Genomic DNA, 22927 nt, shown 5'->3' on the forward strand with positions numbered 1-22927 from the left:
TTTCGTTCCAGAAAACGAGAGTCCTTCAATATTGATGGTCTATAGGCGATCTATTATATTTCGTCAAATCTATATCATCTGCGACATTGGGGCTCGTCATGTTCAATTTGACTGAGGCGTCGATCGAATTGATGTGGAAGCGGTGCAACTATCCCATTCCTTCCGGTGGAATGGCCTTCTTCGGTCTCCGCGGCTGCCTGCCCGTCAACTATAACGGAACCGATTTCGCCGGCAGCCACGAAATGAACCTTCACGACGTAGACTACACGCACATGCGCTGCACGCTCGGCCAGTGGAAGCCGGGCCACGGCTTTGCCGTGTTTCCGGCGAGTACGGTGCCCGAAGGGTCTTACGTCAGAAGCCGAATTCCGCATGGCGGTTACGGGGCCAATCAGCTGATGCTGGGCTGCTACACCTACCGGAAGGGCATCCACAAGCCCGGCAAGCCCACGGGGCATCGCGCCTTTCGCCAGCACGGGTTCTTCCCCGTGTGGCGCACGGCCGACGACGACGATTTCGATACGGCCGACTTCGTGGACATGCGCTCCGGCTTCATTGCCTGGGACAACCTCCATTGCGGCTGGAGCAACGGACCGGCGTCGCCGAGCTACGCCAGCGTCGGCTGCCAGGTGGTGGCCGGCTTCCCGAAGTGCACCAGAAGAGGCGCGTCGAGCCGGGACGAAGGCCCCTGGAAGCAGTTCCTCGACAACGCCTACGCGGTGAACCAGGAGAATTTCCGCTATGCGCTGTTCAGCGGCTACGAGGCGCAGAGCATGGCCGTCGTCGGGAGCCAGCAGATGCGCCAGAGCCTTCGCTTCGGCTCGCACGGTGAAATCGTCCGCTCGATGCAGGCCAAGCTGAACGCGCTCGGATACGACGCCGGCGAGGTCAGCGGCGAATTCGGCTTCGACAGCCTCAACGCGCTGATGACGTTCCAGAAGCGGGTGCTCGGCACCGAGGATGCGGACGGCATCGTCGGACCGATGACGGCTGACGCGCTCGGCATCGATCTACCCTATCTGGACGGCGGCATGCCGGCGGTCGCGCTGTCCGGGGCAGTCGATGGCGACGAGGCGGTGGAGGACGACGATGACGATGATGACGTTGAAGCCGGGCCCCTTCGTCCGCGCCCGGATGCCGAGGATGACGAGGCGCCCCTGTCTTTCGAGATCTCCAAGGAGGTGGATGGCGGCAGGACCCGCTACTATGCCAAGGCCAATGGCACCAAGGTCTTCATCGGCCGGCAGGTCAGGTACGAGCGCAACATCGGCCTGACGAATATCTATGACCTGTCCATGACACCGGCCGGCGTCTACGACAACAACGACGCGGCGACCAGGCACGGCCAATGGGCACATTTCATCTGGCCGACGGCGATCGGCGAATCGAAGGCGCACTACGCCTGCATCAATACCTATGACCGCGCGCGCTTCACGATCGGCTTCTCGCAACTGGCGGCGCACACGCCCGACGAGAACCTGATCGTGCTGTACCGGCGGCTGCTGGCGCTGCCGGATGCCGGGCGCTACTTCCCGGACCTGACGCTGGTGAACGGCAAGGTGCACCAGAAGCTACCCTCCGGCGGCACCCGGGACCTGGAGGTCGTCACCGATCGCGAACTCAAGCACTTCATGGCCTATCTCAATCCGGACCTCTCCGCGATCGACAACGCCGAGGTCGTCAGTGCCGCCCGCGCTATCTTCGGCATGATGGAATCCGAGGAACACAGGGAACTGCAGATCGGCCTGACGATCGAGATCGCCAAGCGGAAGACGAAGCGGGCCGCGCAGAACGGCGTTCCCATCGTCGGCCGGAAGCTGCGCTATGCGATATGGGTCTTCGACGTCCTCCACCAGGGTCGGGCCGGTCGCGGCGCCTATCCGAAGCTCAAGGCGGCGATCGAATCGTCCAATCCGGAGAGAGCCCTGATGCAGTTCGGCATGACGGACCACGAGGACCGCATCCGTTCCGTCAAGGCCAGCATGGATCAGCTCCAGTCGGGCGGCATTCTCGACATCGACCGGGTGAAATACGGATCCGGCGAATTTGCTTGAGGGCAGGGAGGCGCCATCGTCTAGGCAGCTGTCGGATAATGGCGCAGCTTCCTGTGGGTAGGTGCAAATCCGACGTCCGCGCCGTGACGTTTTTGTGCTAGGTCTCGCCCTCATTTCCCGGCCCGCGCTGCCGGACGAATCGGTTGGGTTGGGCACGAGGGTCGCATGAAGGTCGGCATCGACATGGGAACGGCGCAGGGCGGCGCGCCGGCCACGCTCGATATCGAGGAACTGCTGGCCACCCGCCTTCTCGTCCAGGGCAATTCCGGATCGGGCAAGTCGCACCTGCTGCGGCGGCTCTTGGAACAGTCCGCGCCCTGGGTGCAGCAGTGCATCATCGATCCCGAAGGCGATTTCGTAACACTCGCCGACAAGTTCGGCCATGTCGTGGTCGAGGGCGAGCGCACGGATGCCGAACTCGTCGGCATCGCCACCCGCATCCGCCAGCACCGCGTCTCCTGCGTCCTGTCGCTCGAGGGGCTGGAGGTCGAGCAGCAGATGCGCACGGCCGGGATCTTCCTGAACGCGATGTTCGACGCCGACCGCGACTACTGGTATCCGGTGCTGGTCGTGGTCGACGAGGCGCAGATGTTTGCGCCGTCGGTCGCGGGCGACGTCGGCGAGGAGGCGCGCAAGCTCTCGCTCGGCGCGATGACCAACCTGATGTGCCGCGGCCGCAAGCGCGGACTTGCCGGCGTGATCGCCACGCAGCGGCTCGCAAAGCTCGCCAAGAACGTCGCTGCCGAAGCCTCCAACTTCCTGATGGGCCGCACCTTTCTCGACATCGACATGGCGCGCGCGGCCGATCTTCTCGGCATGGACCGCCGGCAGGCGGAGATGTTCCGCGACCTGAAGCGCGGCTCCTTCGTGGCGCTCGGGCCGGCGCTGTCGCGGCGGCCGCTGTCGGTGACGATCGGTACGGTCGAGACGTCGGCCCGCTCGACGAGCCCGAAACTGATGCCGCTGCCGGAGGCGCCGCAGGACGTCGAGGACCTGATCTTCACGCCGGATCCGGAGGAATTCACCCGGCCGCTCGTTCGCCGCGTCGCCCCGCAGCCGCGCCCGACCACCGACATCCTGGCCGAACTGTCGCGCGCACGGCCGGAGTCGCTGCCGGTGGAACCCGCCCGGCCGGCGGCTCCGGAAATGCCGGCGGAGGAGCGCGAGGCGCTGCTCGACCACGTGCTCTCAGAGATCCTCGACAATCCGGGTGCGGCCTTCCGGGCGGACGCGGAGCTGTTCCAGGATTTCCTCGTGCGCTGCCGGATCCGTCGCGTGCCCGGCGCGCCGCTGTCGCTGCCGGCCTTCCGTCGCAAGATGGCGGTGGCCCGCTCCGGCGTCGATGCGGGAACGGCGGCCACCGAGGTCTGGGCGACCGCGCTGGACCTTTCCCGCTCCGTCACGGAGGATCTGCAGGGCGTGTTCCTACTCGTGGCGCAATCGGCCGTCCGCGGCCTGCCGTGCCCGTCCGACGCGATGATCGCGCGCGCCTACGGCACGCATTCCGCCCGCCGGGCCCGGCGCCTGCTCGGCTATTTCGAGGAGCAGGGGCTGATCGTGGTGCACAGCGACGCGGCCGGGCTGCGGATCGTCGCGTTTCCGGACCTCGCCTGCGAGACGGCGCCCGGCGACGCAAACGGGCCGGACCTGACCGAGACGCTGCGGCCGGCTGCGGAATAGGGCGATTTCTGCGCGTTTGCGATTGACTTTGCCGGGCGATCCTCCTATTCACCCGCTCGACGCCGGGCAGAGATGTCCGGTGTTTCATTTGACATGTCCCGTGGTCTCTCCGGTCGCGTATCGTGAGAAACCTGTCAGAAGGCCGAAAACGGCATTCAGAGGAGGGCGTGTTTCCTTGATCCGGTCTGGCACGGACCGGTGTAACTGTTTGAAAGGAAATGCGATGAGCAAGCGCGCTGCATCGAAGTACAAGATCGACCGCCGTATGGGCGAAAACATCTGGGGCCGCCCGAAGTCCCCGGTCAACCGCCGCGAATACGGCCCCGGCCAGCACGGCCAGCGCCGCAAGTCCAAGCTTTCCGACTTCGGCGTGCAGCTGCGCGCCAAGCAGAAGCTGAAGGGCTACTACGGCGACCTGCGCGAGAAGCAGTTCCGCGCCACCTACGACGAAGCCAACCGCCGCAAGGGTGACACGGGCGAGAACCTGATCGGCCTGCTCGAGTCGCGTCTCGACGCGATCGTCTACCGCGCCAAGTTCGTTCCGACGGTCTTCGCCGCTCGCCAGTTCGTCAACCACGGCCACGTCAAGGTCAACGGCGTCCGCGTCAACATCGGTTCCTACCGCTGCAAGGCCGGCGACGTCATCGAAGTCCGCGAAAAGTCCAAGCAGCTCGTTTCGGTCCTGGAATCGGTCCAGCTCGCCGAGCGCGACGTTCCGGAATACATCGAAGTCGACCACAACAAGATGGTCGCGACTTTCGCACGCGTGCCCGGCCTGTCCGACGTTCCGTACCCGGTCGTCATGGAACCGAACCTGGTCGTCGAATTCTACTCGCGCTGATTTCCGCGCGAGCCTGACGATTGCGAGAGCCGCCCCGAAACGGGCGGCTTTTTCGTCTTTAGGACGTTATTGCCGGAGGATCGCCCATGCCTGACCTGCAGAGGATCGTGGCCGACATTCACCGCGAACTTTCGCCGCGCTTCGGCGAGGGGCGGCTGCCCGACTATATCCCGCAGCTGGCGCGGGTTTCGCCCGACCGGTTCGGTCTTGCCGTGGTGACCGTGGACGGCGCGGTGCATCTGGCCGGCGATGCGGACACGGCCTTTTCCATCCAGAGCATCTCCAAGGTCTTCACGCTGACGATCGCGCTCGGAAAGCATGGCGATGCGATCTGGAAGCGGGTCGGACGCGAGCCTTCCGGCTCGGCCTTCAATTCCATCGTGCAGCTCGAGCGGGAGGCGGGGATCCCGCGCAATCCCTTCATCAATGCCGGGGCAATCGCGATCAGCGACCTCCTGCTCGCCGGCCATCCGCCGAAGGAGGCGATCGGCGAGATCCTGCGCTTTGTGCGCTACCTCGCCGACGAGGAGGATATCGTCATCGACCACGAGGTCGCCCGCTCGGAAGCGGCGACGGGTTACAGGAATGCCGCGCTTGCCAACTTCATGCGCTCCTTCGACCGGCTGATCCATCCGGTCGATCACGTGCTCGGCGTCTATTTCCACCAGTGCGCGATCGCCATGAGCTGTCGGCAACTGGCAAGGGCCGGGCTCTACCTCGCCGCCGGCGGCACCAACCCGCTGACCGGTCATCGCGTCGTCTCGCCCCAGCGGGCGCGGCGCATCAATGCGCTGATGCTGACCTGCGGACACTATGACGGTTCCGGCGACTTCGCCTTCCATGTCGGCCTGCCGGGCAAGAGCGGGGTCGGCGGCGGCATCCTGGCGATCGCGCCCGGAAAGGCCTCGATCGCCGTGTGGTCGCCCGGCCTGAACGACGTCGGCAATTCCGCGCTTGGCACGGTCGCCCTGGAAATGCTGGCGGCCCGCACCGGCTGGTCGGTTTTTGGTGCTTGATTGTGCCGCCCGTTCGGGGCATTGCAACCTCGACGAATTGACCACGGAAGTTCCGATGACGCTTGCGCTCAAGACCGACGACGATGCCGAGGACGGCGGCCAGCGCCATCCGCTGTTCGCCGACGCACCGCAATCGGTCTCCTTCAACAAGCTGCGCAAGCGGCTCCTGCGCCAGGTCCGCCAGGCGATCGAAGACTTCTCCATGCTGAAGGGGCAGAAGCGCTGGCTGGTGGGCGTCTCGGGCGGCAAGGACAGCTACGGCCTGCTGGCGCTGCTGATGGACCTGAAATGGCGCGGCCTGCTGCCGGTGGAACTGATCGCCTGCAACCTCGATCAGGGGCAGCCGAATTTCCCGAAGCACATCCTGCCCGACTATCTGTCCTCGATCGGGGTCCGGCATCGCATCGAGTATCGCGACACCTATTCGGTGGTGAAGGAGAAGGTGCCGGAGGGGGCGACCTACTGCTCGCTATGCTCGAGGCTGCGGCGCGGCAACCTCTACCGCATCGCCCGCGAGGAGGGCTGCGAGGCGCTGGTGCTCGGCCATCACCGCGAGGATATCCTCGAGACCTTCTTCATGAACTTCTTCCATGGCGGTCGGCTCGCCTCGATGCCGGCGAAGCTCGTCAACGACGAGGGTGACCTGATGGTGCTGCGCCCGCTCGCCTATGCGGCCGAGGACGACCTTGCCAAGTTTGCCGCGGCGATGCGGTTTCCGATCATCCCGTGCGACCTGTGCGGCTCGCAGGACGGCCTGCAGCGCAATGCGATGAAGGCGATGCTCGCCGACATCGAGGCGCGCATGCCGGGCCGCAAGGACACGATGCTGCGGGCGCTGTCGCATGTGAACCCGTCGCACCTGCTCGATCCCGCGCTCTTCGATTTCTCCTCCCTCATGACGGTGCCTTCAGATGACGACCAACTTTGACATCAATGCCCTTGCCTTCCTCCTCAGCCAGGCGGCCGAGGTGGAGATCCGCCCGCGCTTCCGAGCGCTCGCCGATGGCGAGGTCCGCGTCAAGACCAGCGCGATCGACCTCGTGACCGAGGCCGACGAGGCGGCCGAGCGCTTCATCAAGGCGGGGATGGAGGCGATCCTGCCGGGTGCCCTGTTCGTCGGCGAAGAGAGTGTTGCGGCCGATCCGGCGCTGTTGCCGAAGCTCGCCGAGGCCGATCTCGCCGTGGTGGTCGATCCGATCGACGGGACCTTCAACTTCGCCGCCGGCGTGCCGCTCTTCGGCGTGATGGCATCAGTGATCGCCGGCGGCGAGACGATCGCCGGCGTCATCTACGATCCGATGGGCGACGACTTCGTGCTGGCGGAAAAGGGCGCCGGCGCCTGGCAGACGGGCGGGAACCGCCCCGCCGTCCGCCTCAAGGCTGCGGGCCCGGTTGCGCTGCAGGACATGACCGGCATGGCCTCCACCGGCTTCCTGTCGCCGGAAAAGCGCGCGGGCGTGATGGCGAACCTCGCCAAGGTCGCCTTCGCCTCGAACTACCGCTGCGCGGCGCACGAGTATCGCACGTTTGCCGCCGGCCACGTCCACTACCTGATGTACAACAAGCTGATGCCCTGGGACCATCTGGCCGGCACGTTGATCAGCCAGGAGGCCGGCGCCCATGCCGCCCGCTTCGACGGCTCGCCCTATCTGCCGCGCCACGTCGAGGGCGGCCTGCTGCTGGCACCCGACCGCGAGAGCTGGGAGATGATGCGCCGCGAGGTGTTCGTCGTCGACTGAGCGGCGGCGCCGAGAAGGACAAAAGGCCGGACGAGCGATCGTCCGGCCTTTTTCATGTCTGCCGCGGCCATGCGCCCGATGTCAGATCGCCGGATTGTGCGGCTGGAACAGCCTGCCGCGCTCGGCGATCAGCACGAAGACCAGGCCGATGATCGACAGGGCGAAGAAGCCGGAGACCAGCGGCACGGCGGTACCGTTGAAGGACTGGCCGATGATGCCGCCGATGACGGCGCCGCCGGCGGTGCCCATGAAGCCGAGCACGGAGGAGGCGGTGCCGGCGACGTGGCCGAGCGGCTCCATGGCGAGCGAGTTGAAGTTGGAGCCGATCCAGCCGAACTGGAACATCGACACCGCAAACAGCACGATGAAGGCCGCGAAGGGCAACTGGTGCTCCTGTGCGGCGAGCGTCAGCGCGAGCCAGAGGCCGTTGACCGTGAGAAAGCCCAGCAGCGCCCCATGGGACAGCCGGCGCATGCCGAAGCGGCCGACGAGGCGGGCGTTGACGAAGGACGACAGCGCCATGAAGGCGGCGACGCCGGCGAAGGCCACGGGAAACCAGACGCCGAGCCCGTAGACGCCGACATAGATCTGCTGGGCGGAATTGATGAAGCCGAACAGGGCGCCGAAGATGAAGGTGCTCGCCAGCGTGTAACAGAGCGCCACCCGGTTGGTCAGGACGATCTTGAACCCTTCCAGGATCGATGCAGGCGTGAACGGTCGGACGTCTTCCGGCGCCAGCGTCTCCGGCAGCCGCAGGTGCATCCAGGTGCCGACCACGGCTGCGACGATACCCATGAAGATGAAGATCAGGTGCCAGTCGCCGAACAGCATGACGACCTGACCGATGCCGGGCGCCAGCACCGGAATGACCATGAAGACCATCATGATCAGCGACATGATCTCGGCCATGGCGCGGCCGCCATAGATGTCGCGCACGATCGAGATCGTGATCACGCGCATGGCCGCCGAGCCGATGCCCTGGACGAAACGCAGCGCCAGAAGGGCAGCGAAGGAGGGCACGACGACGGCCGCGAGCGCGGAGACGATGTAGATGCCGAGGCCGACGAACATCGGTATGCGGCGGCCGAAGCGGTCGGAAACCGGACCGTAGAGGAGCTGGGCGCAGGCGAAGCCGATCAGATAGGCCGAGATGACGTACTGGCGGTGGTTCTCGTTGACGACGCCGAGGCTCGCGCCGATCTCCTGCAGGCCGGGCAGCATGATGTCGATGGCAAGCGCGTTCAGCGCCATCAGCATCGCCATGAGGCCGATGAACTCACCTTTGCCCATGCCGTTGAGGCGCCGGGACGCCTCGGTCGAAATAGCAGTCATGATGAAATTCCAAAAAATGAGAGAAGGCGCCGTGGGTAGCGGCGCCTTGTAACGGTTTGATGATGTAATGCGGCAGGAGCGTCAGGCAGCGCCCTTGACCGAAATTCCCTGTGCCTGCAGATGCGACTGCAATTCGCCGGACTGGAACATCTCGCGCACAATATCGCAACCGCCGACGAACTCGCCCTTGACGTAGAGCTGCGGAATGGTCGGCCAGCTGGAATAGTCCTTGATGCCCTGGCGCAGGTCGGCATCCGCCAGCACGTTGATGCCCTTGTAGTCGACGCCGACATAGTCGAGAATCTGCACGACCTGGCCGGAGAACCCACACTGCGGGAACTGCGGGGTGCCCTTCATGAAGAGCACGACGTCGTTGTTCTTGACCTCGTTGTCGATGAAATCGTTGATGCCACTCATAGTCCGGTTCCTTTCCCGTCCGGGTTCAAGGTCCGGACTGCGTTGCCCCTAGATAGCATGCACAGGGCGATTTTCCATCACCCTGCGCTGAATTGTTCCATCAATTGTGCTGATGGCCGGCTTCCGGGGCAAAGCACGTCGCGAACTTTCAGATTCGCTCCCGCGCTTTTTAGCCTTTGATCTTACGCATGTCGTCGTTGCAAAACCGCTGCACACTTTTGCGCGACATGCGTTAACCAGTGCGGCGCTGCCTGCTGCGGGAAGCGGCGGTCCGGCGGCGGCTGGTCTGCTTGCGGGCGGGCTTCTTCTTCAGCGCCGCCTCGATCATGTCGGCGATGAGACCGCCGGATTTTGCCTTCGTCGTGCGACGGCGCGTCCGCCGGGTGGTCTTCTTCACACCGGACTTCTTCAGCACTTCCTTCAGCGCGCTGTTGACGACACCGGAGACGAAATCCTCGACAAGGCTGGCCATCGAGGACGCCTCACTCCGGCGCTGACGTCTGCAGGGCGAGCGCGTGCAGGATGCCGCCCATGTTGCCTTTCAGCGCGTTGTAGACCATCTGGTGCTGCTGGACGCGGGTCTTGCCGCGGAAGGCCTCGGCGACGACCTCTGCGGCGTAGTGATCCCCATCGCCTGCCAGATCGCGGATCGTGACCTTGGCTCCGGGAATGCCGGCCTTGATCATGTCTTCGATTTCACCTGGTGCCATGGGCATATTGCGTGCTCCCTTTCTTGTTCTTTCGACTTCTATTCGGCGGCGGCTGCGGCGTTCGAGCTACCGTCCATGAAGTCAGGGAACCACGATTCATGGGTGTCGCGCAATTGTTCAATCGATACCCGCAGCAGATCGTCGATGACGAGGTCGGTGCCGCCGACCGTGCCGAGCCGCCGGAACGGCACGCCGGCTCCTTCCGCATTGGCGCAGAGGAAGTTCGCCATATCGGCCGGCATGGCGACGACGTAGCGGGCCTGGTCCTCGCCAAAGAGCTGCGCGTGAACAGGCGCATTACTTTCCTTCAGGCTGATCTGCATGCCCTTGCCCGAAGCCATCGCCATCTCGGCAAGTGCGACCGCCAGGCCGCCGGAGGAGATGTCGTGGCAGGCGGAGAACTGGCCGTTGCGGATCGCCGAGCGGACGAAGTCGCCGTTGCGGCGCTCGACCACGAGATCGACTTCCGGCGCCGGGCCATCGACGATGCCGAGCACGTCGCGCAGATAGACCGACTGGCCGAGATGGCTGCCATCGGTGCCGATCAGCACGATCTGGTCGCCTTCGCCGGCGCCGCCGATCCGGGCCATGGCCGACCAGTCGGGCAGGAGGCCGACGCCGGCGATCGTCGGTGTCGGCAGGATCGCGACACCGTTGGTCTCGTTATAGAGCGAGACGTTGCCGGAGACGATCGGGAAGTCGAGCGCGCGGCAGGCCTCGCCGATGCCCTGGATGGCCTTGACGAACTGGCCCATCGTGTCCGGCTTTTCCGGATTGCCGAAATTGAGGTTGTCTGTCGCCGCCAGCGGCTCGGCGCCGGTCGCGGTGATGTTGCGCCAGCATTCGGCGACCGCCTGCTTGCCGCCCTCGAACGGATCGGCCTCGACATAGCGCGGGGTGACGTCGGAGGAGAAGGCCAGCGCCTTGGTCGGATGGCCCTCGACGCGGACGACGCCGGCGTCGCCGCCGGGGATCTGCAGCGAGTTGCCCTGGATCAGCGTGTCGTATTGTTCGTAGACCCAGCGGCGGCTCGACTGGTTCGGCGAACCGACGAGCTTCAGCAGCGCTAGGCCGTAGTCATTGGGCTCGGCGACGAGCGAAGCGGGCAGGGGGGCCGGCGTACCGGGCTCGCGCCAGGGGCGGTCGTATTCGGGGGCTTCGTCGCCCAGTTCCTTGATCGGCAGGTTTGCGACTTCCTCGCCCTGGTGCAGGATGCGGAAGCGCAGGTCGTCGGTGGTGTAGCCGACGATCGCAAAATCGAGGCCCCACTTGACGAAGATCGCCTTGGCTTCCTCTTCCTTCTCCGGCTTCAGCACCATGAGCATGCGCTCCTGGCTTTCCGACAGCATCATCTCGTAGGCGGTCATGCGGTCCTCGCGGACCGGCACCAGGTCGAGGTTGAGCTCGATGCCGAGGTCGCCCTTGGCGCCCATCTCGACAGCGGAGCAGGTCAGGCCGGCCGCACCCATGTCCTGGATGGCGATGACCGCGCCGGTCTGCATCAGTTCCAGGCAGGCCTCCAGCAGGCACTTCTCGGTGAAGGGATCGCCGACCTGCACCGTCGGGCGCTTCTCCTCGATGGATTCGTCGAACTCGGCAGAGGCCATCGTGGCGCCGCCGACGCCGTCGCGGCCGGTCTTGGCGCCGAGGTAGACGACCGGGAGGCCGACGCCCTTGGCCTCGGAAAGGAAGATGCCGTCGCTCTTGGCAAGGCCGGCGGCGAAGGCGTTGACGAGGATGTTGCCGTTGTAGCGCGGGTCGAACTCGACTTCGCCGCCGACGGTCGGCACGCCGAAGGAATTGCCGTAGCCGCCGACGCCGGCAACGACGCCGGAGACGAGGTGGCGGGTCTTGGGATGATCGGGCGCACCGAAGCGGAGCGCGTTCATGGCGGCGATCGGACGCGCGCCCATGGTGAAGACATCGCGCAGGATGCCGCCGACGCCGGTCGCAGCCCCCTGATAGGGCTCGATGTAGGAGGGGTGGTTGTGGCTCTCCATCTTGAAGACCACGACGTCGCCGTCATCGATGTCGACCACGCCGGCATTCTCGCCCGGACCCTGGATGACGCGCGGGCCCTTGGTCGGCAGCGTGCGCAGCCACTTCTTGGACGACTTGTAGGAGCAGTGCTCGTTCCACATGGCCGAGAAGATGCCGAGTTCGGTGAACGTCGGTTCACGGCCGATCAGCGACAGGATGCGCTCATATTCATCCGGCTTCAGCCCGTGGGCGGCAATGAGCTCCGGGGTGATCGGGCGGCTGTTGGAGATGGTCATCGTCTCTCGTCTTGTCCGTGAGGTGAGGGCTTTGCGGTCTCTTTAGCGCAAGCGGCAGCACGGCGCGACAGGAAAATGCCCGCTTCAACAAGGTGACGGGACCGGAAAGGTCAGAGGATCTCGTCCAGCCTTTCGACCGGGCGGCAGAGACGGGCGCCCTTGTCCGAGATCACGATGGGCCGCTCGATCAGGATCGGGTTGGCCAGCATGGCGTCCATGATCTCGCGATCGGAACGATGCGGGTCGAGCAGGCCGAGTTCGCGGGCCAACGGCTCCTTCGTCCGCAGGATGTCGCGCGGTTCGGCTTCCATCGCCACCAGGATGCCGAGCAGTTCCTCCCGCGTCGGCGGATGCTTCAGATATTCGACGATCTCCGGCTCATGGCCGGCGCCGCGGATCCGCGCCAGGACGTTGCGGGAGGTCGAGCAGCGGGGATTGTGGAGGATCTGTATGGTCATGGTGGCGGTCAACGGGATCGCGTCGGGAAGGCTCCCGGCACCGGCGATCGTTTTGGAGGGGCGGTGGGCGGATCTGGAGGCGAGGGCGGCGGATCAACTGCAGCCGGTGCCGCCGGCCGCCCAGCGTTTGACGTCGGTGGCGACGCGGCCGGACACCGGCTCGTCCATCAGCGGGCCGAAGGCGCTGAGCTTTGCCGGATGACCCTCCGCCTGCACGACGAGGAGCGGGCGGGATTCGGGCGAGCGGCGCGGGACGATGAGGATGCGCGGCTTGCCGGAGAAGGAGTTCAGTTCCGGCGCCAGGCGATAGGCCTTGAAGGCGGCGTCGTTCGACTTGAACCAGCAGGAATTGGCGCCGAGCGCGATCCGCTCCATCGTCGGCAGGGCGGCCGTGCTCGCCGCCGGTGTGGACGGGGCCGACTGGCAGGCGACGACGAGGACGGAGACGGCCATGACAGCAACCGCGTTGAGAGCCGTAGAAAAGGCAAAGGGGCGCATGAAGGGACTTTCAGACGGGACGGCGCCCTTGATGGAGGCTTGCGGTCAGGCGGCAATGACGTCGAGGGCGGAGGCGAACAGGCCGCGGCCGTCGGAGCCGCCATGCGCGGACTCGATCAGGTTTTCCGGGTGCGGCATCATGCCGAGAACGTTACCCTTCTCGTTGATCACGCCGGCGATGTCGTTCATCGAGCCGTTCGGATTGGTACCCTCGGCATAGCGGAACACGACCTGGCCGTTGCCCTCGATCTTCGCCATCGTGTCGGCGTCGGCGAAATAGTTGCCGTCGTGGTGGGCGACCGGGCAGCGCAGGATCTGGCCTTTGGCGTAGGCGCTGGTGAAGGCTGTTTCCGCGTTTGCGACTTCCAGCCTGATCTCCCGGCAGACAAATTTCAGCGAGGCATTGCGCATCAGCGCGCCGGGCAGCATGCCGGCCTCGAGCAGGATCTGAAAGCCGTTGCAGACGCCGAGAACCTTCACGCCGGCATCTGCCTTCGCCTTGATCGCCTGCATCACCGGCATGCGGGCCGCGATCGCGCCGCAGCGCAGGTAGTCGCCGTAGGAGAAGCCGCCGGGGATGACGATCAGGTCGACGCCGGCCGGAATCTCGGTTTCTGTCTGCCAGACGGTCACGGGCGGCTTGCCGCCGATCTTGGTGAGCGCCGCGATCATATCGCGGTCACGGTTCAGGCCTGGGAGCTGGACGACGGCTGACTTCATGGGTGTGGCTCAAACTTTGCCTGGGCCTCGGCAAGCTCGCGCAATTCGAGGCGGTTTTCGATACGGTCGAGGCGATCCTCGATATGAGCGACGGAGCCGCGGAGGTTGTTCACGTCGCCCTGCAGCGTGTGCATCTGGTTTCGTAGCGACAGATTATCCTGGCGCAGGTCGCGTTGGCCATCCTTGAGCGTCCCGATGTCCGCCTGAATGCGTTTCAGCATTTCGTAGATGAGGCTGCCGTCGATATCTGCCATTCCCGCGCTCCTTCAACCATCAGGCGAGAGCGATAGTATAGTTCTCGATTACCGTGTTGGCCAGAAGCTTCTCGCACATGTCTTTCAGCTCGGCTTCGGCCTTCGCCTTGTCCGCGGTCTGCAGTTCCAGGTCGAAGACCTTGCCCTGGCGGACGTGGCCGACGCCGTCGAAGCCGAGGCTGCCGAGGGCGCCTTCGATCGCTTTGCCCTGCGGGTCGAGGACGCCGTTCTTCAGCGTGACCGTTACGCGTGCCTTGATCATGTGTTCCTCTTCAAACGCGTCCATGTGCGGCCCTGCCGGGCCGGCGGGAGATCCCGCCAATACTACTTGACCAGAACGGGACCCGTGCCGCGGATCGGCTCGTTCTCGTTGATGATGCCGAGGCGCCTTGCCACTTCCTGGTAGGCTTCCAGCAGTCCGCCCATGTCGCGGCGGAAGCGGTCCTTGTCCATCTTTTCCTGGGTGTTGACGTCCCAGAGGCGGCAGCTGTCCGGCGAGATCTCGTCGGCGATGATGATGCGCATCATGTCGCCCTCGTAGAGCCGGCCGCATTCGATCTTGAAATCGACGAGCTGGATGCCGACGCCGAGGAAGAGGCCGGAGAGGAAGTCGTTGACGCGGATGGCGAGCGCCATGATGTCGTCGAGTTCCTGGGGGCTGGCCCAGCCGAAGGCGGTGATGTGCTCCTCGGAGACCAGCGGGTCCTCGAGGTTGTCGGCCTTGAAGTAGAACTCGATGATCGAGCGCGGCAGCACGGTGCCTTCCTCGATGCCGAGGCGCTTGGACAGCGAACCGGCGGCGACGTTGCGCACCACCACCTCGAGTGGGATGATCTCGACTTCCTTGATCAGCTGCTCGCGCATGTTCAGGCGGCGGATGAAGTGGGTCGGGATGCCCATCTTGTTCAGATGGGTGAACAGGTATTCGGAGATGCGGTTGTTCAGCACGCCCTTGCCGTCGATGACGTCATGCTTCTTCTTGTTGAAGGCGGTGGCGTCGTCCTTGAAGAACTGGATCAGCGTGCCCGGCTCAGGACCCTCGTAGAGAATCTTGGCCTTGCCCTCGTAAATACGGCGGCGACGGTTCATGGATTTTTCTCTGTAGTTGGCGCTCTTGGGTAGCGCAGTATCAATTCTTTCCGGCGTCCATAAACGAATTGTACCGGTTTCACAATCGGCCAGTCGTCCGATCCCCTTATTTCCGGGCCTTGGCATTCCGCAAGCCATGCCTCAAACTTCACGTTGCACTTTCGACACGCTTTTGATTTATGGGTCGGCAGTCCCTCAGGGAACAGATTCAAATATACGGGAGTCGAGACATGACCGCCATGCAGGATCGCGAAAAGGCCTTCGAAGCCAAGTTCGCCAAGGACGAAGAGCTTCGCTTCAAGGCGGAGGCGCGGCGCAACAAGCTCCTGGGGCTCTGGGCGGGCGAACTGCTCGGCAAGAGCGACCTCGAAGCCTATGCGAAGGAGGTCGTGGCGGCCGATTTCGAGGAAGCGGGCCATGAGGACGTGGTGCGCAAGGTCAAGGCGGATTTCGACGCCGCCGGCGTCGCCAAAAGCGAAGACGATATCCGCAGCCAGATGATCGAGCTTCTCGGCGTTGCGATCGAGCAGGTCCAGAACAACTGAGATCCTGTCCTGCGGTCGCCCATGTCGGCGGTCGGTGGAACCCAATAAAGAGAAAGGCGCGGCCCCGGCCGCGCCTTTCTTCGTATCGAGACGGGCTCAGGCTTCTCCGAACACCCGCCTGAAGATCGTGTCCACGTGCTTGGTGTGGTAGCCCAGATCGAACTTCTCACGGATCTGCTCTTCCGAAAGGGCCGCGCGCACGTCCTTGTCGGCGAGCAGTTCTTCCAGGAAGTCCTTGCCTTCCTCCCAGACCTTCATGGCGTTTCGCTGGACGAGACGGTAGCTGTCCTCGCGGGAAACACCTGCCTGCGTCAGCGCCAGCAGCACGCGCTGCGAATGCACCAGCCCGCGGAACTTGTTGAGGTTCTTCTCCATGTTCTCAGGGTAGACGACGAGCTTCTCGACGACGCCGGCAAGCCGGTTCAGTGCGAAGTCGAGGTTCACCGTCGTGTCGGGGCCGATGGCGCGCTCGACGCTGGAATGGCTGATGTCGCGCTCGTGCCAGAGGGCCACGTTCTCCATGGCCGGGACGACCGACATGCGCACGAGGCGGGCGAGGCCTGTCAGGTTTTCCGTCAGCACCGGGTTACGCTTGTGCGGCATGGCCGAGGAGCCCTTCTGGCCGGGGGAGAAGAACTCCTCGGCCTCCAGTACCTCGGTGCGCTGCATGTGGCGGATCTCGATCGCGACGTTCTCGATCGAAGAGGCGATGACGCCGAGCGTGGCGAAGAACATGGCGTGGCGGTCGCGCGGGATGACCTGCGTGGAGACCGGCTCGGGTACGAGGCCGAGGGCGGCGCAGACGTGCTCTTCGACCCGCGGGTCGATGTTGGCGAAAGTGCCGACGGCGCCCGAAATCGCGCCGGTGGCGATTTCCGCGCGCGCTGCGACGAGGCGGGCGCGGTTGCGGTCCATCTCGGCGTAGAAGCGGGCGAGCGTGAGGCCCATCGTCGTCGGCTCGGCATGGATGCCGTGGCTGCGGCCGATACGGACCGTGTCCTTGTGCTCGAAGGCGCGCGTCTTCAGCGCGGCCAGCACGCGGTCGAGGCCGGCAAGCAGGATGTCGGATGCACGGACGAGCTGGATGTTGAACGTCGTGTCGAGCACGTCCGACGAGGTCATGCCCTGGTGGACGAAGCGGGCGTCGGGGCCGACGATCTCGGCGAGGTGAGTCAGAAACGCGATGACGTCGTGCTTGGTGACTGCCTCGATCTCGTCGATGCGGGCAACGTCGAAGACGGCCTTGCCGCCCTTGTCCCAGATCGTCTTCGCTGCTTCCTTCGGGATGACGCCGAGTTCGGCCAGCGCGTCGCAGGCGTGCGCCTCGATCTCGAACCAGATGCGGAACTTGGTTTCGGGCGACCAGATGGCGACCATGTCCGGACGGGAATAGCGAGGGATCATCGGCTTCGATCTTTCTTTCAAGGGGGCGTTGGCGCCCCTCTATCAAGAAAGGCTTGAAAGCTCAACGCATGGCTTTCGCGAGCCACAGGCTGACGGCTGCAAGCACGGGTAGTCCGACCGGGAGGTAGAGCCCGAGGCCCAGGACGGCGAACTGGTAGACTGCCGAGGCAAACGTGCCGAAGACCTGGCGCAGGCCGGTCTTCGTCAGCAACGGCTGGTGCCACTGCGAATAGAACAGCCGGTAGTCCATGGCGAACAGAAAGGCCGTCATCGCGACCGTGCCTGTGGCCAAAAGAACAAGGCAGGCGGCGAAGCGGGTTTCGATGCCGGCGCTGCGGGCGACGAGACGGGCGGCGAAGACGACGAACGGCCAGGCGAGCATCCCGCCGGCAAGGTAGAGCACCAGCAACTGGGCGAGATGGTCGGTCTCAAGCCGGTTGCGAAAATAGAGGGATACGACAGCCGAGGCAGCCATCAGCGTGCCCCAGACGAGGGAACCGGCCCCGAGTGCCACGGGCGACGGAAGCAGCGGCACCGAATGCGCCGCACCTCGGGGCTGCAGGCGCCGGCGTCCGACCATCGTCAAGGTTTCAGCGGTACGGCGAGCCATCGCCCGTCGAGGCCCTCGAAGCCGAAACGGAGGACCATGACGAGCGCCATGTGGATCGGCTGTTGCGGCGCGTCGTAGGTGACGACGCCGGCGATGCGGTAGCCGGTCGGGCAGCCGCGGCTTTGCGGCGTCCGCTCCTCCGAATGGACGACCTCGTCGGCCGGCTGGCCGGATTTTTCCGTGAATGCGAGCGTGAAGCCGACGCCCTTTTCGACTAGGCCCTCGCAGGATGCAGGCACCGGTGCGGGCGTTTCGGTCAATCGCAGCGTATAGGGCTGGCCGACCCTCGGTTCCGCCGGAAACGCATAGTAGCGCAGCGTATCGGCGGCCGGGCCGACTTCGCTATAGGGATTGAGCGCGACAAGCTGGCCCGGATTCTCGTTGAGGCTGTAGTGGGCGATCGCCGGGCTTGCCTTGGCGGCCGCCTCGGCGCGCACCCTGCGCAGGCTGGAATCGTTTTCCGGCGCCTGCACGCGAATGGGCGAGCCGGGGAGGTACTCGTCCTTGGTCGTGTCGATGAAAAAGATGTTGGCATAGGCGGAGCCCGATCCGTCCTGGATGCCGAATTCCTCGAAGGCGAAGATCTTGCCGTCGCGGGAAAAGCCGATCGGGCGCACCTGCGCGAAATCGCCGGCCGATGCCGCAAACGGCGCAAGCCATGCGCCGATCATCATCGCAGCGACGATTTTGCCGGTTTTCGTCAATCGCGTGCCCCTTCCGCGTTCGCGCGCAGAGTTTCAATCGTTTTGCGATAGGCGTCAACATGGCCGCCACCGAAGATGGCGGATCCGGCAACGAAGACGTTGGCGCCGGCAGAGGCCGGGAGCGCGATCGTGTCGAGCGCGATGCCGCCGTCGACCTGCAGTTCGATCGGCCGATCGCCGATCATCCGGCGCACGCGCCTGATCTTCTCTTCCATCGCCGGAATGAATTTCTGGCCGCCGAAACCGGGATTGACTGTCATGACAAGGATCAGGTCGAGCTTGTCGAGCAGATACTCCAGCACCGCTTCCGGGGTCGCCGGATTGATCGAGACGCCGGCCTTCTTGCCGAGCGCCTTGATCGCCTGGATGGAGCGGTCGAGATGCGGACCGGCCTCGGCATGGACCGTGATGCCGTCGCAGCCGGCCTTGGCGAAGGCCTCGAGGTAGGGATCGGCGGGTGCGATCATCAGATGGCAGTCGAAAAAGGCTTCGGTATGCGGACGCAGCGCCTTGATGACGTCGGGACCGAAGGAGATGTTGGGTACGAAATGCCCGTCCATGATGTCGAGATGGACCCAGTCGGCGCCGGCAGCGACGACGTCGCGCACCTCCTGGCCGAGCTTGGCATAGTCGGAGGCGAGAATGGAGGGGGCGATCCGGATGGGGCGGGTCATGTCGGGCTCCGAGGCATGTTGTTCTGCCGTGCCCATAGCATTGCCGACGGTATCGGACAACGACGGATCGCGCGGGGCACGGGCGGCGGGAGGCCTCCCGGGCCGGCGGGTCAGCGTGGCCGCCCGTCGCTTCCGTCGCGCCAGCAGGCCACGAGGTCGCCCGGCTCGGGCGTGGCGTCGTGGACGCCGCGGGCAATGGCGCGGGCCATCGTCGAGGCGGCTGCGGCGCACAGTTCGATGAAGCCTTCCAGCGCCACCGTCCGGCCGCTCGTCCCGGTCGCGATCGCAAAGACCAGGTCGCCGTCGAGTGCGGTGTGCGACGGCCATAGCGCCCGGCTGAAGCCGTCATGCGCGGATATGGCGAGCCGCTTGGCCTCCGCCTTGGTCAGGACGGCGTCCGTGGCGATCACGGCGATCGTCGTGTTGGTCGGCGCATCCGTCGCGGCCCCGAGCTTGGTCCGCGGTTGCCGCGCCTCGGCGGGGATCGTCTGCGGCAGGCCGAGCCCGCCGAACTCGGAGCCTTCCTCGAAGGCTGCGGCCCAGAAATGGCGGGAGGAGCCGATGGTCGACGAGCCCAGCGCATTGGCGGCGACCAGCGCACCGACGGTGACGCCGCTTCCGAGCACCGTCGAGGCGGAGCCGAGGCCGCCCTTGAAGGTCGCCGTCGTCGCGCCGGCGCCGGCGCCGGCGGTGCCGGTGGCGAATTCGGCGGCTGCTGCGAGCGTCGCGGCGTGGCCGAGTTCCCGGTAGGGTGGATAGCGTCCCCAGTCCTTGTCGCCGCCATTGGCGAGGTCGAAGAGGATCGCTGCCGGGACGATCGGGACGAGATGAGGACCGACGGCGAAGCCGCGCCCCGTTTCGCGCAGGGCCGCCTGCACGCCCGAGGCGGCATCCAGCCCGTAGGCGGAGCCGCCCGAGAGGCAGATCGCATCGATGGTCTGGACGGTGTTGTGGGCCTCCAGAAGATCCGTCTCCCGCGTGCCGGGCGCGCCGCCCAGCACCTGGACGGCAGCCGTTGCCGGCTTGTCGCACAAGACGACGGTCACTCCGGATTTAAGCCGCTGATCGGCAGCGTTGCCGACCAGGAGGCCGCCGACGTCGGTGATGAGGTTGCGCGCTCCGGGCTTCATCTCATTCGCCTTCCGCCGTGCCGGCGACCGGATGGAAGCGGCCGTCGCGCCACTCCATCTGCCGATAGGGGTTGTCGCGCAGTTCGTGGTCGTCTCCGAAACCGATCGGGCCGAGGACGGTGGGGAAGGTCTGTTGCCGCAGTAGAACCTCCAGCGGCTGGTTTGCCGCACCGGCGGCAGCCGCGGCGCGGCTGAGGACGGTGACGGCGGCATGGGCGGGGAAGACGTAGCCCTCGGCAACGATATCCGCCTCCTTCATCGCCGCCGTCAGGGCGATGCCTTCCGGCGTCACCCCGTCGGCGGGCAGGACGATCGCCTGCGCCCCGTTGGCAAGCTTGATCTGGCTGTCGGCGGCCATCAGCATCTCTCCGCCCATGAAGGTCAGTGGCAGGCGTTCGGCCCTGGCGTCGCGCAGGATGATGGCCATGTCGCCGCGGTCGCCGCCGACGAAGACGTGCGTCGCACCGGCCCGCGCCAGCCGCCTGACCAGCCCGATCTGCTGCTCCTGTGCCGGACGGTAGGTATCGACGAACACCGGCTTCATCCCGCGTTCCTCGAGCTTGATCCGGACCGCCTCGACGAGTTCCCGGGCGTGGATCGTGCCGTCGTCGATGAGCGCGAAGGGCTCCGTCGCCCATTGCGCCGCGATCACGTCGACCGCCTTCTGTGCCTCCATGCCCGGTGCCGGCGCGAGCCGGAAGAGCGGCCATTTCCGCTTCAGTGCGTCCTCCATCAGCACGCCCGACCGCGCGGAAAGGGTGAGCACGGGGATGCCGGCTTCGGCAAGCGCGGGAAGGGCGGATTGCAGATCCTCGGTGCACAAAAAGCCGATCGCGGCCTGAACCTGTGCCGAGAGGATCGCGGGCGCGACCGCGCTGTCGCCCTGCTCGCCGCAGGCCTCGCCGATCTCGACGATCTCGGCGCCGCTGGCCCGGGCCGCAGCGCGCGCGCCGGCGCGGATCTGGTCGCCCAGGATCGCGAGCGGGCCGGAAGCGGGGGCGACGACCGCGATCTTCGGCCCGGCAGCCACGGCGGGGCCGGCGAGCGCAATCAGCGGGAAGATGCCGAGAAGAAGGCGGCGGAGCATGAATTCACCAGTGTCGTTTCGCTGCATGTTTGCACGACCGGATCGCCTCCGGTCAAATTTCGCATTGAAGGCTCGTCAGGACCCATTACATTCGTCCATTCCGTCCGGCTCCGCGGCTGACCCCATGGCGCCGTCGCCATTCCCGGGTTCTAAGATTGGAAAATGCCATTGCGGCGCTTACATTTTTCTTCATTGTTTCCATCTATCTCCCTTTTACAACAAGGGAGATCTTTGTGTTGGACCGATTGATGCTGGACCCGCCGCTCTATCGCGACGCCATGAGCCGGTATGCCGGGCACGTCCAGATCGTCACGACGGCATTCGAGGGCGAAAGGCGCGGGGTGACGATCACGGCGGCCTGTTCGGTTTCCGACAATCCGGCCATGGTGCTGGCCTGCCTGAACGTTTCCAATCCGCGCAACGAGATCTTCCGCAGGAGCGGGCATTTTGCGCTGAATGCGCTCGCCGCGGACCAGGCGGAGCTCGCCAACGTCTTTTCCGGCCGCGATCCCTCCATCCCCGGCGACCGTTTCACCGAGGGACAATGGGGCGAACTCGTCACCGGCGCGCCGGTCCTGGAGGGCGCGCTGGCATCGTTCGATTGCCGGCTGATCGAGGTCAAGGTGATGTCGACGCACATGATCCTGTTCGGCGAGGTGCTGGGGGTGGTCTACGGCGCGCAGAAACCGGCCCTCATCTATATGGACCGGGGCTATCGCTCGCTGTAACCTCGCCCGAAAGCGGAGGAAGCATGACGGCCTACAGGAAGGGATCGGTTCCCCGGTCGATCGAAGAGACCGCGGCGATGCTGGCGGCGGAGAACTACCTGGCCGGCCGCGCGCTTGCGACCGTCCTGTTTCTGTCCCTGAAGATGAAGAGGCCGCTGTTTCTCGAAGGCGAGGCCGGCGTCGGCAAGACCGAGGTCGCCAAGGTGCTGGCGAAGGCGCTGGACCGGCCGCTGATCCGCCTGCAGTGCTACGAGGGGCTGGACGTCTCCTCGGCGGTCTACGAATGGAACTATCCCGCCCAGATGCTGGAAATCCGGCTGGCGGAGGCGGCCGGCACGACAGACCGCGATCGCATCGAATCCGACATCTTCTCCGATCGCTACCTGATCCGAAGGCCGGTGCTGCAGGCGCTGTCCTCGCCAGACGGGCGGGCGCCGGTCTTTCTGGTCGACGAACTCGACCGGACCGACGAGGCCTTCGAGGCGTTCCTGCTCGAGGTGCTGTCGGATTTCCAGGTGACGGTGCCCGAACTCGGCACGATCCGCGCGACCGAGCCGCCGATCGTCATCATCACCACGAACCGGACCCGCGAGGTGCACGATGCACTGAAGCGCCGGTGCCTCTATCACTGGGTCGACTATCCGCTGGCTGCGCAGGAGCTGGAGATCATCCGGCGGAAGGCGCCGGGGTGCAATGCGGCGCTGTCGCGCGAGATCGTCGCCTATGTCCAGAAACTCAGGACGCTGGACCTGTTCAAGAACCCCGGCGTGGCCGAGACGATCGACTGGGCGACGGCCCTGACGGAGCTCGATCGCACCGCCCTCGACCCGGAGACGATCGCCGACACGCTCGGGACGCTCCTGAAATACCAGGACGACATCGCCCGGATCGAAGGCAGCGAGGGCCGCAAGCTCCTCGACGAGGTGAGGTCCGAACTGCGCGCGGCGGGCTGACCATGGCA

26 protein-coding genes are annotated in these 22927 nt (G+C 65.4%); 9 read left to right on the forward strand and 17 right to left on the reverse strand.

The features are described 5' to 3' along the window. Positions 1 to 98: 98 nt before the first annotated feature. The 6 genes from LQK81_RS08360 (at position 99) to LQK81_RS08385 (ending at position 7330) form a co-directional block, all read left to right on the forward strand. Complete coding sequence (locus LQK81_RS08360; protein WP_230805292.1) at positions 99 to 2054, forward strand: peptidoglycan-binding domain-containing protein; 1956 nt, start codon at positions 99 to 101, stop codon at positions 2052 to 2054. Between the two features lie 165 nt (positions 2055 to 2219). After that, on the forward strand, positions 2220 to 3734 hold the full coding sequence (locus LQK81_RS08365) for an ATP-binding protein (protein ID WP_230805293.1): 1515 nt from the start codon (positions 2220 to 2222) through the stop codon (positions 3732 to 3734). 223 nt (positions 3735 to 3957) lie between these two features. Next, positions 3958 to 4575 carry a 30S ribosomal protein S4 gene (gene rpsD, locus LQK81_RS08370; RefSeq protein ID WP_230805295.1) on the forward strand — a complete coding sequence of 206 codons (618 nt, stop codon included), beginning with the start codon at positions 3958 to 3960 and terminating at the stop codon, positions 4573 to 4575. 86 nt (positions 4576 to 4661) lie between these two features. Beyond that, positions 4662 to 5591, forward strand: a complete 930-nt coding sequence (locus LQK81_RS08375) for a glutaminase (protein WP_230805297.1) — start codon at positions 4662 to 4664, stop codon at positions 5589 to 5591. A 55-nt stretch (positions 5592 to 5646) separates the two neighbouring features. Next, positions 5647 to 6519 (forward strand): tRNA 2-thiocytidine(32) synthetase TtcA, encoded by an 873-nt coding sequence (gene ttcA / locus LQK81_RS08380; protein ID WP_230805299.1) that lies wholly within the window; start codon positions 5647 to 5649, stop codon positions 6517 to 6519. After that, positions 6503 to 7330, forward strand: a complete 828-nt coding sequence (locus LQK81_RS08385; protein WP_230805301.1) for an inositol monophosphatase family protein — start codon at positions 6503 to 6505, stop codon at positions 7328 to 7330. The genes ttcA and LQK81_RS08385 overlap by 17 nt, the downstream gene beginning before the upstream one ends. Positions 7331 to 7411: 81 nt before the next feature. On the opposite strand, the gene LQK81_RS08390 is transcribed toward LQK81_RS08385, so the two are convergent. The 11 genes from LQK81_RS08390 to purC form a co-directional block, all read right to left on the reverse strand. Next, the gene (locus LQK81_RS08390; protein WP_230805634.1) at positions 7412 to 8620 is read right to left on the reverse strand and encodes a multidrug effflux MFS transporter; all 1209 of its coding nucleotides are present in this window, start codon (positions 8618 to 8620) and stop codon (positions 7412 to 7414) included. Positions 8621 to 8743: 123 nt separating this feature from the next. Then, complete coding sequence (grxD, locus tag LQK81_RS08395; protein ID WP_230805303.1) at positions 8744 to 9079, reverse strand: Grx4 family monothiol glutaredoxin; 336 nt, start codon at positions 9077 to 9079, stop codon at positions 8744 to 8746. Between the two features lie 232 nt (positions 9080 to 9311). Beyond that, positions 9312 to 9551, reverse strand: a complete 240-nt coding sequence (locus LQK81_RS08400) for a hypothetical protein (protein ID WP_230805304.1) — start codon at positions 9549 to 9551, stop codon at positions 9312 to 9314. A 10-nt stretch (positions 9552 to 9561) separates the two neighbouring features. Continuing rightward, the gene (locus LQK81_RS08405) at positions 9562 to 9795 is read right to left on the reverse strand and encodes a BolA/IbaG family iron-sulfur metabolism protein (protein WP_112599856.1); all 234 of its coding nucleotides are present in this window, start codon (positions 9793 to 9795) and stop codon (positions 9562 to 9564) included. Between the two features lie 32 nt (positions 9796 to 9827). Beyond that, complete coding sequence (gene purL / locus LQK81_RS08410; RefSeq protein WP_230805305.1) at positions 9828 to 12065, reverse strand: phosphoribosylformylglycinamidine synthase subunit PurL; 2238 nt, start codon at positions 12063 to 12065, stop codon at positions 9828 to 9830. Between the two features lie 110 nt (positions 12066 to 12175). Continuing rightward, on the reverse strand, positions 12176 to 12523 hold the full coding sequence (gene arsC / locus LQK81_RS08415) for an arsenate reductase (glutaredoxin) (protein WP_230805307.1): 348 nt from the start codon (positions 12521 to 12523) through the stop codon (positions 12176 to 12178). A gap of 93 nt (positions 12524 to 12616) precedes the next feature. Further along, the gene (locus LQK81_RS08420; protein WP_230805309.1) at positions 12617 to 12976 is read right to left on the reverse strand and encodes a hypothetical protein; all 360 of its coding nucleotides are present in this window, start codon (positions 12974 to 12976) and stop codon (positions 12617 to 12619) included. A gap of 90 nt (positions 12977 to 13066) precedes the next feature. Continuing rightward, complete coding sequence (gene purQ, locus LQK81_RS08425) at positions 13067 to 13741, reverse strand: phosphoribosylformylglycinamidine synthase subunit PurQ (protein WP_230805311.1); 675 nt, start codon at positions 13739 to 13741, stop codon at positions 13067 to 13069. After that, the gene (locus LQK81_RS08430; RefSeq protein WP_230805312.1) at positions 13738 to 13995 is read right to left on the reverse strand and encodes a hypothetical protein; all 258 of its coding nucleotides are present in this window, start codon (positions 13993 to 13995) and stop codon (positions 13738 to 13740) included. The genes purQ and LQK81_RS08430 overlap by 4 nt, the downstream gene beginning before the upstream one ends. A 19-nt stretch (positions 13996 to 14014) precedes the next feature. Then, entirely contained in the window at positions 14015 to 14257 is a 243-nt protein-coding gene (purS, locus tag LQK81_RS08435; RefSeq protein WP_097140943.1) for a phosphoribosylformylglycinamidine synthase subunit PurS, read from the reverse strand. A gap of 62 nt (positions 14258 to 14319) precedes the next feature. Then, positions 14320 to 15084: a phosphoribosylaminoimidazolesuccinocarboxamide synthase gene (gene purC, locus LQK81_RS08440; RefSeq protein WP_097140942.1), complete on the reverse strand. Its 765-nt coding sequence runs from the start codon at positions 15082 to 15084 to the stop codon at positions 14320 to 14322. Between the two features lie 230 nt (positions 15085 to 15314). Between purC and LQK81_RS08445 the strand changes: the two genes are divergently transcribed. After that, positions 15315 to 15629, forward strand: coding sequence for a DUF1476 domain-containing protein (locus LQK81_RS08445; RefSeq protein WP_230805314.1), 315 nt, complete (start codon positions 15315 to 15317; stop codon positions 15627 to 15629). A gap of 96 nt (positions 15630 to 15725) precedes the next feature. Here LQK81_RS08445 and purB read toward each other — a convergent pair whose 3' ends face one another. The 6 genes from purB to LQK81_RS08475 form a co-directional block, all read right to left on the reverse strand. Then, entirely contained in the window at positions 15726 to 17033 is a 1308-nt protein-coding gene (purB, locus tag LQK81_RS08450) for an adenylosuccinate lyase (protein WP_230805316.1), read from the reverse strand. Between the two features lie 61 nt (positions 17034 to 17094). Next, complete coding sequence (locus tag LQK81_RS08455; protein ID WP_230805636.1) at positions 17095 to 17508, reverse strand: hypothetical protein; 414 nt, start codon at positions 17506 to 17508, stop codon at positions 17095 to 17097. A gap of 107 nt (positions 17509 to 17615) precedes the next feature. Next, on the reverse strand, positions 17616 to 18347 hold the full coding sequence (locus LQK81_RS08460; protein WP_230805318.1) for a DUF2259 domain-containing protein: 732 nt from the start codon (positions 18345 to 18347) through the stop codon (positions 17616 to 17618). Further along, on the reverse strand, positions 18344 to 19021 hold the full coding sequence (gene rpe, locus LQK81_RS08465) for a ribulose-phosphate 3-epimerase (RefSeq protein ID WP_230805320.1): 678 nt from the start codon (positions 19019 to 19021) through the stop codon (positions 18344 to 18346). Before rpe ends, LQK81_RS08460 begins: the two co-directional genes overlap by 4 nt. Positions 19022 to 19131: 110 nt before the next feature. Continuing rightward, the gene (locus LQK81_RS08470) at positions 19132 to 20151 is read right to left on the reverse strand and encodes a P1 family peptidase (protein WP_230805322.1); all 1020 of its coding nucleotides are present in this window, start codon (positions 20149 to 20151) and stop codon (positions 19132 to 19134) included. A 1-nt stretch (position 20152) separates the two neighbouring features. Next, positions 20153 to 21238 (reverse strand): ABC transporter substrate-binding protein, encoded by a 1086-nt coding sequence (locus tag LQK81_RS08475; RefSeq protein ID WP_230805324.1) that lies wholly within the window; start codon positions 21236 to 21238, stop codon positions 20153 to 20155. A gap of 233 nt (positions 21239 to 21471) precedes the next feature. On the opposite strand from LQK81_RS08475, the gene LQK81_RS08480 reads away from it, so the two are divergent. Together LQK81_RS08480 and LQK81_RS08485 are read left to right on the forward strand one after the other, a co-directional pair. Beyond that, a complete protein-coding gene (locus LQK81_RS08480; RefSeq protein WP_230805325.1) occupies positions 21472 to 21966 on the forward strand; it encodes a flavin reductase in 495 nt (164 codons plus the stop codon). Positions 21967 to 21989: 23 nt separating this feature from the next. After that, positions 21990 to 22919, forward strand: coding sequence for an AAA family ATPase (locus LQK81_RS08485; RefSeq protein WP_230805326.1), 930 nt, complete (start codon positions 21990 to 21992; stop codon positions 22917 to 22919). The last annotated feature ends 8 nt before the right edge of the window (positions 22920 to 22927 follow it).

It is taken from the genome of Rhizobium sp. GN54 (genome assembly GCF_021026345.1).
Taxonomy (GTDB): domain Bacteria; phylum Pseudomonadota; class Alphaproteobacteria; order Rhizobiales; family Rhizobiaceae; genus Mycoplana.